The following is a 14,037-nucleotide window of genomic DNA, read 5'->3' as shown; positions in this document are numbered from 1 at the left end:
GAGATGAGCGCACTTGCGGGCAAACTCGTGTTGATACTCGGGCTGGGCGAATCGGGCCTGGCGATGGCGCGCTGGTGTGCGCGTCAGGGTGTCTGCCTGCGGGTGGCCGACACCCGTGCCGAGCCGCCGGGCGCAGCCCGCCTGCATGACTTCGCGCCCCACGCCGCGCTGCATACCGGTGAGTTTTCCGACGCGCTGCTCGACGGTGTCGACCTGGTTGCGGTAAGCCCTGGGCTGGACCCGCGCGGCGGTGTGGTGGCCGAAGCGCGTCGTCGCGGCCTGCGGGTGGTGGGTGAGATCAGCCTGTTTGCCGCGGCGCTGGATGAACTCGGCGTGCGTAAGACGACCCGCATCCTGGCCATTACCGGCACCAACGGCAAGACCACCACCACCGCGCTGGCCGCCCATCTGGCCCGCAGCGCCGGGCTGGATGCGGTGGCGGCCGGCAACATCAGCCCGGCGCCGTTGGAGGTGCTGGCCGACCGCCTGGCAGCGGGCAGGCCATTGCCGGCGTGCTGGGTGTTGGAATTGTCCAGCTTTCAGCTCGAGGCGGCAGACGGTTTTGCCGCCGATGCGGCGACGGTGCTCAACATCAGCGACGATCACCTCGACCGCTATGCCGATTTGGACGAATACGCCGCCACCAAGGCGCGTATCTTTACTGGGGCCGGCGTACAGGTACTCAACCGTCAGGATGCGCGCGTCGCCGCCATGGTGCGCGCAGGCTGCCCGGTGCGCACGTTTGGCATCGACGAGCCATATGCGGAGACCGATCTGGGGCTCAGCACCCGCGCCGGTGAGCGTTGGCTGGCCGAAGGCGGCACCGCGCTTTTGCCGTTGGCCGAATTGCCGATCGCCGGTATTCACAATGCCGCCAATGCGCTCGCCGCCTTTGCCCTGTGCCGGGCCATCGGCCTGCCGCAGGCGCCGTTGGTCGCTGGACTGAAAACCTTTCGAGGTCTGCCGCACCGGGTCGAACTGGTCGCCGAACGTGCCGATGGCGTGCTGTTTTACGATGACTCCAAAGGCACCAATGTGGGCGCCACGCTGGCCGCGCTGGCAGGTTTGGACCGCCCGGTGGTGTTGATCGCCGGCGGCGATGGCAAGGGGCAAGACTTCACCCCCTTGCGCGAAGCGGTTGCACGCTACGCCCGCGCCGTGTTGCTGATCGGGCGCGATGCCGGCCGTATCGCTGCAGCGCTCGAAGGCTGCGGCACGCCGGTGGAGCGCTTTGCCACGCTGGACGAGGCGGTGGTGCGAGCCAACCAGCTCGCTCAACCAGGCGACGCGGTGTTGCTCTCGCCGGCCTGCTCCAGCCTGGACATGTTTCGTAATTACGCGCACCGCGCCGAGGTGTTCGTTGCCGCGGCGCGCGCGCTACCGCAGGTCATGCCCCGATGAAGCTGGTACTGCCGTCTGTATTCCGGTCGTTTGCAGCGCGTCGCCCGCATCGCGGGGCGGAGACCGCGCGCGCGGTCAGCCGGCTGTTGCGGCCGGCCGCCCCGGCGCGCGAACTCGATCCGTTGCTGTTGTGGTCGGCGGCCGCCTTGCTGTTGATCGGCTTGGTGATGGTGTATTCGGCATCGATCGCGATTGCCGAAGGCAGCCGTTTTACCGGTTACCAATCGCACTATTTTTTGCTGCGCCACGGTGTTTATCTGGCACTGGGCGTGGCGGTGGGCCTGCTTGCCTTTCAGGTGCCGATGGTGCGCTGGGAACAGGCTGCACCCTGGCTGTTCATGGCCGGTGTCGTGCTGTTGGTGCTGGTGCTGATTCCGGGCATTGGCCGCGAGGTCAACGGTGCCCGGCGCTGGATCGACCTGGGGCCGGTGAATTTGCAGCCTTCGGAGTTGATGAAGGTATTCGTGGCCCTGTACGCGGCCGACTACACGGTGCGCAAACTCGACGCCATCGCCAGCTTCAAGCGTGCATTCTTGCCGATGACCGGCGTCATCGTGCTGGTCGGCTGCCTGCTGCTGATGGAGCCGGATTTTGGCGCTCTGGTGGTGATTTGTGCGATCGCCTTCGGCGTGCTCTTTCTGGGCGGCGTCAATGCGCGGATATTCGTTTTTCTGGTGGCTGTAGCGTTGATTGGCTTTGCCTTGCTAGTGTGGCTGTCGCCTTACCGCCGCGACCGCCTGTTTGGCTTTCTGGACCCTTGGCAGGATGCCTTCGGCCGCGGTTACCAGCTTTCGCACGCGCTGATTGCCTTCGGTCGCGGCGAGTGGTTCGGAGTCGGCCTGGGCGCCAGCGTCGAAAAGCTTTTCTACCTGCCCGAGGCGCATACCGACTTTCTGCTCGCGGTGCTGGCCGAAGAACTCGGCTTCGTCGGCGTGCTGACCGTGGTCATGCTGTTTGCTCTGCTGGTGCAGCGGGCGTTTGCCATCGGCCGCGCGGCGATCAAGCTGGAGCGCTATTTCCCCGGTCTGGTGGCGCAGGGTATCGGCCTGTGGATCGGGGTCCAGTCGTTCATCAACATGGGCGTGAACATGGGCCTGCTGCCGACCAAGGGGCTGACCCTGCCGCTGATGAGCTTTGGCGGTTCGGCCATCATTGCCAACTGCCTGGCTTTGGCCATCCTCCTGCGGGTCGACTGGGAAAATCGCCTAGTCATGCGCGGAGGCCGAGCATGACTAGGGGATTTCGACGCAGCGCCGCAAGCTCTCCCGCGGCGGCGCGCAGTCAAAACAGGCAAATCATGCGCGGAGGGCGGGCATGAGGACGCTACTGGTCATGGCCGGCGGCACCGGGGGGCACATCTTCCCTGGTATCGCAGTGGCCGAAGTGCTGCGCGCCAAGGGTTGGCGCATCGTGTGGATGGGCAACCCGGACGGCATGGAGGCACGGTTGATTCCGGCGCGCGGCTATGAAACCGCCTGGGTGCGCTTTACCGCGCTGCGCGGTAAGGGCCTGCTGCGCAAATTGATGCTGCCGATGAATCTGCTCGCCGGTTTTTGGCAGGCACTGCGCCAACTGCGCCGTGTTCGGCCCGACGTAGTGCTGGGCATGGGCGGTTACATCAGCTTTCCGGGCGGCATGATGGCGGCGCTCACCGGCCGCCCCTTGGTGCTGCACGAGCAGAACTCGGTGGCGGGGCTTGCCAACCGGGTGCTGGCCGGGGTGGCCGACAGCGTGCTCAGCGGTTTTCCGCAGGTGCTCAAGAACGCTCGCTGGGTAGGCAACCCGGTGCGCGAGGAGATCGCGGCGACCGCACCGCCGGCGCAGCGCTTTGCCGGGCGCAGCGGGCCGTTACGCCTGCTGGTGGTCGGCGGCAGCCTGGGCGCCTCGGTGCTCAACCTCACCGTGCCGCAGGCACTGGCGCGTATCCCGGCCGGGCAGCGGCCGTTGGTCACCCACCAGGCCGGCGAAAAGCAGATCGATGCCCTGCGTGCGGCTTATCGGGATGCGGGTGTCGACGGCGAACTATTGCCCTTCATCGATGACATGGCGGCGCGCTACGCGGCGGCGGATCTGGTGATTTGCCGCGCCGGTGCGCTCACCGTGGCCGAGCTTGCCGCGGTGGGGGTGGCAAGCGTGTTGGTGCCGTTTCCCCACGCGGTCGATGACCATCAAACCGGGAACGCACGCTTTCTATCGGAACACGGTGCGGCCATTTTGCTGCCGCAGCATGAACTCAGCGCCGACGCCCTGGCCGGCCTGCTCGCCGGTTTGAACCGGGCGCGCCTGCTGGAGATGGCCTGCAAGGCGCGCGAACTGGCCAAACCGCAGGCGGCCTTCGAAGTGGCCGCCGAATGCGAGCGACTGGCAGGAGGCCAGACATGAAACACAAGGTCAAACACATTCATTTCGTTGGCATCGGCGGCGCGGGCATGAGCGGCATTGCCGAGGTGCTGGTCAATCAAGGCTTCACGGTCAGCGGTTCGGATTTGACCGACAGCGCCGCCACCCGCCGTTTGCAAGCACTGGGCGCGCGCGTGGTGCGCGGGCATGATGCGGCCAATATCGACCACGCCGACGTGGTGGTGACCTCCACCGCGGTCAAAGGCGACAACCCGGAAGTGATTGCCGCGCGCGCGCGCGGCATTCCGGTGGTGCCGCGCGCACAGATGCTGGCCGAGTTGATGCGCTTTCAGCGCGGCATCGCCATCGCCGGCACCCATGGCAAGACCACGACGACTTCTCTGGTGGCCAGCATCCTCGCCGAAGGCGGCATGGACCCCACCTTCGTGATCGGCGGGCGGCTGAACGCGGCCGGCGCCAATGCGCGGCTGGGCAAGGGTGATTTCCTGGTGGCCGAAGCCGACGAATCGGACGCCTCATTTCTGATGCTCAATCCGGTGATTTCGGTGGTGACCAATATCGATACCGACCACATGGACACCTACGGGCACGATTTCACCCGGCTCAAGCAGGCGTTCGTGGATTTTCTGCAGCATTTACCGTTCTACGGCGTGGCGGTGCTGTGCGAGGACGATCCGCATGTGCGCGCCATCATGCCTTTGGTATCCAAGCAGACCGTGCGTTACGGTTTGTCACCAAGCGCCAGTATCCGCGCCGAGAACATCCGTGCGGACGGCGGACGCATGCTCTTCGACGCGGTGCGCGTCAATGGCAGCACCAGCCGCTTGCCGATCGAGCTCAATCTGCCCGGTCTGCACAATGTGCAAAATGCGCTGGCGGCCATTGCGGTGGCCACCGAGGTGCAGGTGCCGGATGAGGCGATCGTCAAGGCGCTGGCCGAGTTCCACGGCGTCGGCCGGCGCTTTCAACGTTACGGCGATGTCACCCTGTACGATGGGCTCGGCCAGCCGCGCGGCCGGTTCACCCTGATCGACGACTACGGCCACCACCCGGCGGAGATGGCCGCCACCCTTGCCGCGGCGCGTGGCGCTTTTCCCGGCCGCCGGTTGGTGCTGGCTTTTCAGCCGCACCGTTACACCCGTACCCGCGACTGCTTCGAAGACTTTGTCAAAGTGCTGTCTTCGGTGGATGCGCTGTTGCTCACCGAAGTGTATGCCGCTGGCGAGACCCCCATCGTGGCCGCCGACGGCCGGGCGCTGGCGCGGGCGTTGCGCGTGGCGGGGAAAGTGGAACCGGTGTTCGTCGAGGATATCGGCGATATGCCGCAGGCGATCATGGACGCGGCCCAAGATGGCGATGTGGTGATCACCATGGGCGCAGGTTCGATTGGCGCGGTGCCTGGCCGGCTGAGCAGCGAGGATACTGGGGGGTGAGCGTGGACACCGGGATGGATTTCGGCAAAGTCGCAGTGCTGTTCGGCGGTGCATCCGCCGAGCGTGAGGTGTCGTTGATGTCCGGGCGCGCGGTGCTCGCCGCCTTGCAGCGCGCGGGCGTCGATGCGCATGCCTTCGACCCGGCGGAGCGGGATGTGCACGCGCTCAAAGAAGAAGGGTTTGCGCGCGCATTCATTGCCCTGCATGGCCGGGGCGGTGAAGATGGCACGGTGCAGGGCGCACTGGAGCTGATGGGCATTCCCTATACCGGCAGCGGGGTGATGGCTTCGGCCTTGTCGATGGACAAGTGGCGCACCAAGATGGTGTGGCAGGCCGCGGGGCTGCCTACGCCGCGCTACGTTCTGTTGGATGAACACACCGACTGGGATGCGGTAGCTGCCGAGCTGGGGCTGCCGATCTTTGTCAAACCGGTGCATGAAGGCTCCAGCATGGGCGCGACCAAAGTCACCGCGGCCGGTCAGTTGAAGGCTGCTTGGGAGTTGGCAGCACGCTATGACAAGCTGGTGATGGCAGAGGAATTCATCGCCGGTGCCGAACTCACCGCACCTTTTTTGGGCGAGCGGGCCCTGCCCTTGATCCGCATCGTCGCACCGGACGGCAACTACGACTATCAACACAAATACTTCACCGACGATACCCGCTACGACTGCCCCTGCGGACTGCCGCAGGCGCAGGAGCGCGCGCTACAAGCGTTGATCATGCACTCTGCCAAGGTGCTCGGCTGCCGCGGCTGGGGACGGGTCGATCTGATCCTGACGGCCGACGGCCGGCCGTATCTGCTGGAAATGAACACCGCGCCGGGCATGACCGGCCATTCTCTGGTGCCGATGTCCGCTAAGGTGGCGGGCCTGAGCTTCGAGCAACTGTGTCTGGCGATTCTTGCGGAGGCCCGCCTTGGCTGAGCAGCTTCGCAGCCAGGTTGCAGCGTCCCGGCGCACAGCCGCCGGCGCGCCGGCAGGCCGTGCGGGCGATGCGGCCGGTCTCTGGCACCGCCCGGCGGTGCTCAATCTGCTGGCCGATCTGCTGATGATGTTTGCGGCGCTGGCGCTGACCTGGGTGGCGGTGAACTGGTTTTTGTCGCGTCCGGTTTTTCCGCTGCGCGAAGTGGTGTTGCTATCGCCACCGGCGCAGGTCACCACCGCGCAGCTCGAATACGTGGCGCGCACCGCGATCCGCGGCAATTTTTTCACCGTGGATCTGGATCGGGTGCGAGCCGACTTTGAAAAGCTGCCCTGGGTGCGCCGCGCCGAGCTGCGCCGACGTTGGCCCGATGTGCTGGAGTTGCGCTTGCAGGAGCACCAGGCCGTAGCCTATTGGACGTCGAACGACGATAGCGAGACCCATCTGGTCAATCGCCAGGGGGAGGTTTTCGTGGCCGCCAGCAACGCGCCTCTGCCAGCCTTCTCCGGGCCACCGGGGTCGGCGGCTTATATGTTGAGCCGTTATCAGACCTTTGCCGCAGTGCTGGCGCCGCTGGGGCGGCAATTGGTCGGAGTGGTGCTATCGGCGCGCGATGCGTGGCAATTGCGTCTGGACAACGACATGGTGATCGTGCTCGGCCGCGAGCAAGACAAGGTATCGCTGGAGGCGCGGCTGGCGCGCTTCGTGGCGGCCTGGCCGCAGACCCAGGAGAGCATAGGTGTTCAGGTGGCGGTGGCCGACCTACGTTACCCGAGCGGTTTCGCCCTGACCCCGGCGGACACTCTGGCTATGAAAGGCAAGCAATGAGTAAAGATTACAAAGATCTGATCGTCGGCCTGGACATCGGCACCGCCAAGATCACCTGCGTCGTCGCCGAGGTGCGCGCCGACGGACGGCTGGAGGTGGTCGGTCTGGGCACGCAGGCCACCAACGGCCTCAAGCGCGGCGTGGTGGTCAATATCGAGGCCACGGTGGATGCCATTTCGCGGGTGATCCAGGAGGTCGAGCTGATGGCCGACTGCAAAATCCGCGATGTATACACCGGGATTGCCGGCAGCCACATCAAGAGTTTCAACTCCAACGGCATGGTGGCGATCAAGGACAAGGAAGTCACCCCGCTGGATCTCGAGCGGGTCATCGAGGTGGCGCGTGCGATGCCGATTCCGGCCGAGCAGCAGATTCTGCACATCCTCACCCAGGAATTCATCATCGACGGCCAGGGCGGAGTGCGCGAGCCGATCGGCATGAGCGGGGTGAAGCTGGAAGTGAAGGTGCACATCGTCACCGGCGCGGTTTCCGCAGCGCAGAACGTCATCAAGTGCGTGCGGCGCTGCGGGCTGGAGGTGATGGATCTGATCCTGCAGCCGCTCGCTTCCAGCTTCGCGGTGCTCTCGGACGACGAAAAGGAACTGGGCGTGTGCCTGGTCGACATCGGCGCGGGCACCACCGATATCGCGGTGTTTACCCAAGGCGCCATCCGCCACACCGCGGTGATCCCGGTAGCCGGCGATCAGATCACCAACGACATTGCGATGGCGTTGCGCACCCCGACCGCCGAGGCCGAGGAGCTGAAAATCCGCCATGGCGTGGCGATGCCTACCCTGGTCGATCCGGAGGACACCATCGAAGTGCCCGGCGTGGGCGACCGACCGCCGCGCAAGCTCTCACGCCAGGCCTTGGCCGACGTGATCGAGCCGCGTGTCTCCGAGCTGTTCGAATTGGTGCATGCCGAGTTGCGACGCAGCGGCTACGAGGAGCTGCTGTCTTCCGGCATCGTGCTGACCGGCGGCTCGTCGGTGATGCGCGGCATGATCGAACTGGGGGAAGAGGTGTTCCACATGCCGGTACGGGTGGGCGCGCCGCAATACGACGGTGCATTGGCCGACGTGGTGTGCCAGCCGCAGTATGCCGCAGCCATGGGTTTGCTGATGGAGGGCTTGGCGCAGCGCAGGCGGGGCATCCAGGCCCGCGAGACGCGCAGCATGCGCCAATGGTTCGGGCGCATGAAGGCGTGGTTTGAGAAGAATTTTTGAGCTGTGCGGATGGGCCGTGCGGCCAATGTGAATGAGTGCCCGCAATGAGCCGGTATTTAGTTGTAGACTTCGCGCGAAATACTAAATACAGACTCGGTGGGCGTTCGGTATGCAGTACTGCTTGACTACTCGGAGGCAAGGTAAATGATTGAAATCGTTGAAAAGATTCCCACCGGAACGGTGATCAAGGTCGTCGGTGTGGGCGGAGCCGGCGGCAATGCGGTCGACCACATGATCCGCGAAGGCGTGCAGGGTGTGCAGTTTGTGGTGGCCAACACCGACGCGCAGGCGCTCGGTCGTTGCCTGGCGCCGACCAAGATCCAGCTCGGCACCAGCGGTCTGGGTGCCGGCTCCAAGCCCGAGGCGGGGCGGGCGGCGGCTCAGGAGTCGCGCGATGCGATCGCTGCGGCACTCGAAGGCGCGCACATGTGCTTCATCACCGGCGGCATGGGAGGCGGCACCGGCACCGGCGCCGCCCCCGTGGTGGCCGAGATTGCCAAGGAAATGGGCATTTTGACCGTTGCCGTGGTGACCAAACCCTTTGACTTCGAAAACCGTCTGCGGGTGGCAGAAAGCGGCGTCGAGGAACTGACCCGCCATGTCGATTCGTTGATCGTGGTGCTCAACGATAAACTGCTCGAAGTGTACGGCGATGACGCCGGGTTCGAAGACTGCTTCCGTTCGGCCGACAACGTGCTGCGCTCGGCCGTGGGCGGCATTGCCGAGATCATCAACGTGCCGGGCCTGGTCAACGTCGACTTCCAAGACGTGCGCACCGCGATGGGCGAGATGGGCCGGGCGATGATGGGTTCGGCCGAAGCGGCCGGTCTGGACCGTGCGCGCATTGCCGCCGAGCAGGCGGCGGTCAGCCCGCTGCTGGAAGGCACTGAGCTGTCCGGTGCGCGTTGTGTGCTGATCAACATCACCGCCAGCCGCTCGCTGAAAATGTCCGAAGTGCGCGACGCGGTCAAAACCGTGCAGGCCTTTGCCGCGCCGGAAGCCTTTGTCAAGTACGGTACGGTGTTCGACGAGTCGATGGAGGACCGCATCCGCATCACCGTGGTGGCCACCGGCCTGGGTACCCCGCGCGCCGCGCGCCAGCCGGTGATGCAAGTGGTGCAAGGCACCGGCACCTACGGACCGGCAGGCGGCGCGATCGATTCCGGCAGTCTGGACGTGCCATCGGTCTTTCGTAATGCACGGCGCACCGCGGTCGAGGCGATGAGCGCCAACGGCATCGGCACTTACGACATTCCGGCTTTCCTGCGCAAGCAGGCCGACTGAGGGCCCGGCGGGCGCCAGCTGCGGCTGTGGTGGGCGCTGCGGCAAGGGTCTTCGCCTCCCGATCCGTGCCGCAACGCCTGCCGCGGACCGCTGTCCGGCCCGCTGTGCGCTTCGTGATAAGATGCCGGACCCCACCAGGAAAACGGTCATGATCAGGCAGCGCACCCTCAAGTCGATTGTCCATGCCACCGGTGTCGGTTTGCATGGCGGGCGCAAGGTCAATCTCCGCCTGCGCCCGGCGGCGCCGGATACCGGTATCGTCTTTCATCGCGTCGATCTCGATCCGCCGCTCGCTTTGCCCGCCGACCCGTATGCGGTGTGCGATACCCGCATGTGCTCCGGCTTGGAGCGCGACGGGCACAAGGTCGGGACGGTCGAGCATTTGATGTCGGCGCTCTCCGGCCTGGGTATCGACAACCTGCATGTGGAAATCGATGCCCCGGAAATTCCGATTTTCGATGGCAGCTCAGCCCCCTTTGTGTACCTGCTGCAATCGGCCGGTATCGAGGAGCAAAAGGCGCCCAAACGCTTTTTGCGCGTCAGGCGCGCGGTGGAGTACCGTGAGGGCGACAAATGGGTACGTTTGGCGCCATATGACGGTTTCCGGCTGAGTTTTTCCATCCTTTTCAATCATCCGGCTATCGATCGCACTGCCACCGACGTGACGGTGGACTTTGCCGAACACTCTTATGTGCGCGATGTGGCCCGTGCGCGTACATTCGGTTTCATGCAGGACGTGGAATTCATGCGTGCGCAGGGGTTGGCGCTGGGCGGCAGCCTGGATAACGCCATCGTCATGGATGAGTACCGCGTGCTCAATGCCGAAGGGCTGCGCTATGCGGACGAGTTCGTCAAGCACAAGGTGCTCGATGCAATCGGCGACCTGTATCTGTGCGGTCATCCCTTGCTGGCCGCTTATTCCGCGCACAAGGCCGGCCATGCGCTCAACAACCAGATCCTGCGGGTGCTGCTGGAAGACCGCAGTGCCTGGGACATCGTTACCTTCGAACGGGCCGATACGGCACCGCGCGCAGTGAGCCGTCAGTTCGAGCTTGCCATGAGCTGAGGCCGTCCGCTCCATGATGATCGTGCGGATTCTGGTGCTGCTGGCGGCCACGGCCATCGGTTGCTCGTTGCTCGCTTGGCTACTGACCGGTCATCCGCGCTGTCGCGTGTGGGCGTGGAAGCTCACCCGCGGCACGCTGGTGGCAGTCATAGCGGTGTTGGTGCTGTTCGCCCTCGAAAGGATCTTCTTCTCAGCTTGATGCCGCGCGCCGCCGGCGGCCTCAGCGGCTGCACCGCGCCAGGCGTTCCAGCGCTTCCCGCAATGGGGAGTCGGCCGGCAGCGTGGCGGCGAATGCGGTCAGACATTGCTTGCCCTGCGCGGAAATACGGCGCTCGATGGGTGGCGGGCGTGTTGGCCTGGGTTGCCGTATCGCCACCTTGACGTGAACATCGGTCAATGGGTGGCCTTGTTCGCGTAAGTGTTGCACCAAGCTGGGGGCCATTTGTTTGAGCTTGACCGCTACCGCGGTGCTTTGCGCAAAAATCACCAGCGTGTCGTCTTTGAGGTTGGCCACGCTACACGAAGCGGCCAGCAACGGCGGCAGACAGCGCTGCAAATCGGCTTGCAGCCGGCGCAGGCGGGCGGCGTGCTCCTTTAGGCGGGCAAGGGGGTCGGCAGCGCCAAGATAACGTTGGATCGATTGGGTCATGCGTGAGCCTCGGGCACTGGCATGCGATGGTAGGCGGCTGTCCGCGGTGCGGCAAGCGCAAGGCTTAGAGTGCGCAATGGCCGCGTGATAGACTTGCGCCTTTGCCGAATTCACGCGACAGGACCCATGATCTCCGGCTTTCTCAAGAAAATTTTCGGCAGTCGCAATGACCGCCTGATTCGACAGTATCAGCAGACCGTCGCCCGCATCAACGCTTTGGAGCCGGAGATTGCCGCCTTATCGGATGAAGCCTTGCGCGGCAAGACCGATGTGTTCCGTCGTCGCCTGGCCGACGGGGAGACCCTGGACGATCTGCTGCCCGAAGCCTTCGCAGTGGTACGCGAAGCCAGCAAGCGGGTGCTGGAGATGCGCCACTTCGATGTCCAGCTCATCGGCGGCATGGTGTTGCACCACGGCAAAATTGCCGAAATGCGCACCGGTGAAGGCAAAACCCTGGTGGCTACCTTGCCGGCGTATTTGAACGCGCTCACCGGCAAGGGGGTGCACATCGTGACGGTCAACGACTATCTGGCCAGCCGTGACGCCGAGCAAATGGGGCGTATCTTCGGCTTTCTGGGCATGAGCACCGGTTGCAATCTGTCGCGTATGCCGCATGCCGAAAAACAGGCGGCTTACCGGGCCGACATCACCTATGGCACCAACAACGAGTTCGGCTTCGATTACCTGCGCGACAACATGGTGTATTCGAAGGATGACCGGGTGCAGCGCGGCTTGGCTTTTGCCATCGTGGACGAGGTGGACTCGATTCTGATCGACGAGGCCCGCACCCCGTTGATCATCTCCGGCCAGGCCGAAGACCATACCGAGCTCTACCTCAAGATGAACCAGGTCGCACCCTTGCTCAAAAAGCAAGAAGGCGAGGGGGACAACGTCACCGTGCCGGGCGACTATACGGTAGATCTCAAATCCAACCAGGTGCTGCTCACCGAACAAGGGCACGAGACCGCCGAGCAATTGCTGGTGCGCATGGGCCTGCTGAGCGAGGGGGCCGGGTTGTACGAACCGGCCAATATCCTGCTGGTGCATCATCTTTACGCCGCGCTGCGCGCCCATGCGCTCTATCACAAGGATCAGCACTATGTGGTGCAAAACGGCGAGGTGATCATCGTAGACGAGTTCACCGGCCGCCTGATGGTTGGCCGGCGCTGGTCCGATGGTCTGCATCAGGCCGTGGAAGCCAAGGAGGGGGTGAAGATTCAGGCCGAAAACCAGACGCTCGCCTCGATCACCTTCCAAAACTACTTCCGCATGTACGGCAAGCTCGCCGGCATGACCGGCACGGCCGACACCGAAGCCTTCGAGTTTCACGCCATTTACGGCTTGGAGACCGTGGTCATCCCGACCAACCGGCCGATGATCCGCCGCGATGAAAACGACAAGGTCTATCGCACTGCCGCTGAAAAGTGGAAGGCGGTGATCGACGACATCCGCGATTGTGTGCAACGCGGGCAGCCGGTGCTGGTCGGCACCACCTCGATCGAAACCAACGAGTTCCTGTCCGCGCTGCTGAAAAAGGAAAAAATCGACCACCAGGTGCTCAACGCCAAACATCATGAGCGCGAGGCGCAAATCGTCGCCGAGGCCGGGCGGCCTGGGGTGGTGACCATTGCCACCAACATGGCTGGCCGCGGTACCGACATCGTGCTCGGCGGCAACATCGACAAACAAGTGGCCGCAGTGCGGGCCGACGCCGCGCTCAGCCCTGAGGAAAAAGAAGCCAAGATTGCAGCGCTGCGCGAGCAATGGCAGCGCTTGCACGACCAGGTAGTGGCCGCCGGGGGGCTACACATCATCGGTACCGAGCGGCATGAATCCCGCCGTATCGACAATCAGCTGCGGGGGCGTTCCGGGCGTCAGGGCGACCCGGGTTCCAGCCGTTTTTATCTGTCGCTGGAAGATCCGCTGATGAAGATCTTTGCCGGCGACCGGCTCAACGCCATCATGGTCCGCCTGAAGATGCCCGAGGGCGAGGCCATCGAGCACGCCATGGTGACCCGTTCGCTGGAATCGGCGCAGCGCAAAGTGGAGCAGCGCAACTTCGACATCCGCAAGCAGTTGCTCGAATACGACGATGTGGCCAACGACCAGCGCAAGGTGATTTACCAGCAGCGCAACGAGCTTTTGGAAAGCGAAGACATTTCCGACACCATTGCGGCGATGCGCCAAGGCGTGTTGCTGGATACTTTCCGCCGCCATGTGCCTGCTGACAGCGTGGAGGACCAATGGGACATCGCCGGCCTGGAACAGGCGTTGGCAGCGGATTTTCTGCTCAAGCTGCCAGTGGGCGAGTGGCTCAAGGCCGAGCCCGAACTGGACGACGAAGCCATCCTCAAGCGCATTCTGGATGCGGCCGAGAACGCCTATGCCGCCAAGGTGGCGATGGTCGATCCGGCGGCCTGGCGCCAGTTCGAGCGCAACGTGATGCTGCAAAGCCTGGATGCCCACTGGCGCGAGCACTTGGCCGCGCTCGACCACTTGCGCCAAGGCATCCACCTGCGCGGCTACGCGCAGAAGAACCCCAAACAGGAATACAAGCGCGAAGCCTTCGAACTGTTTGAAAACCTGCTCGACACCGTGCGCACCGAAGTCACCAAGCTGCTGCTCAGCGTGCAGGTGCGCACCGAATCCCAACTCGAGCAAGCCGAGACACCGCCCGAAGTGGAAAATGTGCAGTATCACCATGCCGACTATGACGAGGCGCTCGGCACCGGTGCCTCGGCCGCCAGCGCCCGTCAGCCGGCGGTGGCTGGACCCAAGGTCGGGCGCAACGACCCCTGCCCCTGCGGGTCGGGCAAGAAATACAAGCATTGCCACGGCAAGCTGAGCTGAGCGACCCGCTCCGCCTGT

The 14,037-nt window shown here is 64.4% G+C and carries 12 protein-coding genes; 11 read left to right on the top strand and 1 reads right to left on the bottom strand.

Going from position 1 to position 14,037, the window contains the following annotated elements; genetic code table 11:
- Positions 1-3 precede the first annotated feature (3 nt).
- From murD to DIE29_RS12010, 10 genes are all read left to right on the top strand, one after another.
- Entirely contained in the window at positions 4-1,401 is a 1,398-nt protein-coding gene (gene murD / locus DIE29_RS12055; RefSeq protein WP_102042589.1) for a UDP-N-acetylmuramoyl-L-alanine--D-glutamate ligase, read from the top strand.
- Positions 1,398-2,633: a putative lipid II flippase FtsW gene (gene ftsW / locus DIE29_RS12050; protein WP_102042588.1), complete on the top strand. Its 1,236-nt coding sequence runs from the start codon at positions 1,398-1,400 to the stop codon at positions 2,631-2,633. The genes murD and ftsW overlap by 4 nt, the downstream gene beginning before the upstream one ends.
- Positions 2,634-2,715: 82 nt before the next feature.
- Positions 2,716-3,783 (top strand): undecaprenyldiphospho-muramoylpentapeptide beta-N-acetylglucosaminyltransferase, encoded by a 1,068-nt coding sequence (murG, locus tag DIE29_RS12045; RefSeq protein WP_114650010.1) that lies wholly within the window; start codon positions 2,716-2,718, stop codon positions 3,781-3,783.
- Positions 3,780-5,195 (top strand): UDP-N-acetylmuramate--L-alanine ligase, encoded by a 1,416-nt coding sequence (gene murC, locus DIE29_RS12040; RefSeq protein ID WP_114650009.1) that lies wholly within the window; start codon positions 3,780-3,782, stop codon positions 5,193-5,195. Before murG ends, murC begins: the two co-directional genes overlap by 4 nt.
- 14 nt (positions 5,196-5,209) lie before the next feature.
- Positions 5,210-6,118: a D-alanine--D-alanine ligase gene (locus DIE29_RS12035; RefSeq protein ID WP_102042585.1), complete on the top strand. Its 909-nt coding sequence runs from the start codon at positions 5,210-5,212 to the stop codon at positions 6,116-6,118.
- Positions 6,111-6,944 (top strand): cell division protein FtsQ/DivIB, encoded by an 834-nt coding sequence (locus DIE29_RS12030; RefSeq protein WP_102042584.1) that lies wholly within the window; start codon positions 6,111-6,113, stop codon positions 6,942-6,944. Before DIE29_RS12035 ends, DIE29_RS12030 begins: the two co-directional genes overlap by 8 nt.
- Positions 6,941-8,170: a cell division protein FtsA gene (gene ftsA / locus DIE29_RS12025; protein WP_102042583.1), complete on the top strand. Its 1,230-nt coding sequence runs from the start codon at positions 6,941-6,943 to the stop codon at positions 8,168-8,170. Before DIE29_RS12030 ends, ftsA begins: the two co-directional genes overlap by 4 nt.
- A gap of 144 nt (positions 8,171-8,314) precedes the next feature.
- Positions 8,315-9,454: a cell division protein FtsZ gene (gene ftsZ, locus DIE29_RS12020; protein WP_114650008.1), complete on the top strand. Its 1,140-nt coding sequence runs from the start codon at positions 8,315-8,317 to the stop codon at positions 9,452-9,454.
- Between the two features lie 148 nt (positions 9,455-9,602).
- A complete protein-coding gene (lpxC, locus tag DIE29_RS12015; RefSeq protein WP_114650007.1) occupies positions 9,603-10,520 on the top strand; it encodes a UDP-3-O-acyl-N-acetylglucosamine deacetylase in 918 nt (305 codons plus the stop codon).
- 13 nt (positions 10,521-10,533) lie between these two features.
- Positions 10,534-10,719 carry a hypothetical protein gene (locus tag DIE29_RS12010; RefSeq protein ID WP_114650006.1) on the top strand — a complete coding sequence of 62 codons (186 nt, stop codon included), beginning with the start codon at positions 10,534-10,536 and terminating at the stop codon, positions 10,717-10,719.
- A gap of 21 nt (positions 10,720-10,740) precedes the next feature.
- Here the strand turns inward: DIE29_RS12010 and DIE29_RS12005 are convergent, their stop codons facing one another.
- The gene (locus DIE29_RS12005; RefSeq protein ID WP_114650005.1) at positions 10,741-11,169 is read right to left on the bottom strand and encodes a DciA family protein; all 429 of its coding nucleotides are present in this window, start codon (positions 11,167-11,169) and stop codon (positions 10,741-10,743) included.
- A 126-nt stretch (positions 11,170-11,295) separates the two neighbouring features.
- Here DIE29_RS12005 and secA point away from each other — a divergent pair, with 126 nt between their 5' ends.
- Positions 11,296-14,019, top strand: coding sequence for a preprotein translocase subunit SecA (gene secA / locus DIE29_RS12000; protein WP_114650004.1), 2,724 nt, complete (start codon positions 11,296-11,298; stop codon positions 14,017-14,019).
- Positions 14,020-14,037 lie beyond the last annotated feature (18 nt).

Origin of the sequence: Pseudothauera hydrothermalis, from assembly GCF_003345255.1 — a bacterium.
In the GTDB taxonomy this organism is placed as follows: domain Bacteria; phylum Pseudomonadota; class Gammaproteobacteria; order Burkholderiales; family Rhodocyclaceae; genus Pseudothauera; species Pseudothauera hydrothermalis.
Note: the sequence above shows the minus strand (reverse complement) of the source record. Positions and strands in the feature narration are given on the sequence as shown.